The following is a 2,072-nucleotide window of genomic DNA, read 5'->3' as shown; positions in this document are numbered from 1 at the left end:
TTCATTAAAGATAAAAACCCCTAACTAGATTACAGGTCCATGCTTGAATTGCATGATTCCCATTTTCAATCTAGCTAAGGGTTTTATTAATGTTCAGTATCTTGAATGGTTGGCTTAATCTTCACATCTTGAAGTTTATTGTCGTCATCTATCACATCAGACGGATGAACTTCTTCGATTAACTTTTTAACCTCTTGTTTAGACAAATGTCTTAATACAAAGTAAGGACAACCAAAGTTACAATATTCAAATATGTAATCTTGAATATTTGAAAAACGTTTACTCATCTCTGCTTTTTTATTAGAATCTTTGTAAAAGCCTTTTAATCGTAATTGATCGTAACCATAGTCACCAACAATGTAATCATATTTGTCTAAAATATCTGAATACCTAGCAATAAATTGTTCTTCATTAAAACATTCGCGATAATTTTCTATTAATTCAAAGTAATGTTGATCTACTTTTATCAAATTCTTCACCTATCTATGACAATGAAAGGCTCAGTTTATACTTTTAGTGTTTCATAAAAATAATGATTACTTCTATGACACGTTCGTTTTGTACAAACTAAGCCTTTATGCCTTATTAATTGTTAAATATTAACTATTTAACTGTGCCTCACCTTGGCGTTGCTTTTCTTTAGCAGCTTCATTTACTTGCTCATCCGCATGATAAGAACTACGTACTAAAGGTCCAGCTTGGCAATGTTTAAACCCTTTATCCATTGCCACTTTTCTTAATTTACCAAACTCTAAAGGCGTGTAATATTTTTGAACCTTTAAATGTTTACGTGAAGGTTGTAAATATTGACCAATCGTTAAAATATCTACATCATTCGCACGTAAATCATCCATCGTTTCATAAATTTCTTCTATAGTTTCACCTAATCCAACCATAATACTTGATTTAGTTGGGATATCTGGTTGTAATTCTTTTGAACGACGTAAAAACTCTAATGTTCTGTCGTAAGTCGCACGCGCACGAACTCTCGGTGTTAAGCGACGAACAGTTTCAATATTATGGTTTAAAATGTCAGGTCTTGACGCCATTAATGTTTCTAACGCATCATAGTCCCCGCCCATATCTGATGGTAAAATTTCAATCGTTGTAAATGGATTTCTTTCTCTAACTTTACGTACTGTCTCAGCATAAACATTTGAACCAGCATCTCTTAAATCATCACGCGCAACAGCAGTGATAACAACGTGTTTCAAATTCATTAATTCAACTGATTCAGCTACACGTTCAGGCTCATTTAAATCAAGTTCATTAGGTAAACCTGTCTTAACCGCACAAAAACGACAAGCTCTTGTACATACGGCACCTAAAATCATAAATGTCGCTGTACGACGTGCACCCCAACATTCATGTATATTAGGACATTTAGCTTCTTCACATACAGTATTAAGATTTTTTTCCCTCATCATCTTCTTAAGTCCTGTATAGTTTTCGTTGGTATTTAATTTTATTTTCAACCAATCCGGTTTACGTAATATTTCCTCGTTTTTTGTCGCCATAACAACACATACCCTCCTGTTAAGTGTATCTTTAAACATTATATCGAAATTCATGACAAATGAAAATCCAATAATCTTACTTTTTAATATTCCAATAATTTTTCTTTAAATATATCTCTTAAAAACTCTGGCATTAAATACTCTTTTGGTAATTCTTTCAGTGTTGGGAAATAACGACCGAACGTATACATGTCTATCGTACCTAATACATATTCTTTGTCGTCTTCGATTTCTTCTCCATTCAGATAGTAACGCCCTGTAGAATGAATGTACCCTAAATTATAAAGAATATATCCTCCAAATATATTCCCTCTGAAACCCAAACCTTGTGCATGTTCATACATATATTCTTGTTTATTACTTTTAGTTATAATCTCTTTTAATTTCACACCAGAAAGTCTAACCCTTACCATATTAATCGGATGCGGTAACATTTGATGAATGTCATATTCTGTCACTTCATCTTTTACAATATCTTTAACGAGTAAGCCAGCATTGATGATGGCACATTGTGCATGTGTATACTCACAAACACTTTGAGCTAATAAGTATGCA

At 32.8% G+C, this 2,072-nt stretch carries 3 protein-coding genes; all 3 read right to left on the bottom strand.

Features of this window, described 5'->3' with window-relative positions:
* Positions 1-86 precede the first annotated feature (86 nt).
* Positions 87-470, bottom strand: a complete 384-nt coding sequence (locus IDG60_RS12050; RefSeq protein WP_000598444.1) for a YutD family protein — start codon at positions 468-470, stop codon at positions 87-89.
* Positions 471-599: 129 nt separating this feature from the next.
* Positions 600-1,517 carry a lipoyl synthase gene (gene lipA / locus IDG60_RS12045; protein WP_000201875.1) on the bottom strand — a complete coding sequence of 306 codons (918 nt, stop codon included), beginning with the start codon at positions 1,515-1,517 and terminating at the stop codon, positions 600-602.
* 83 nt (positions 1,518-1,600) lie between these two features.
* A partial coding sequence (locus IDG60_RS12040) for a 5'-nucleotidase C-terminal domain-containing protein (RefSeq protein WP_206160740.1) occupies positions 1,601-2,072 on the bottom strand: 472 nt, incomplete at its 5' end.

Source organism: Staphylococcus sp. EG-SA-2, assembly GCF_017152085.1.
The sequence above is the reverse complement of the archived record's forward strand: the minus strand, read 5'-3'. Positions and strand labels throughout refer to the sequence as shown.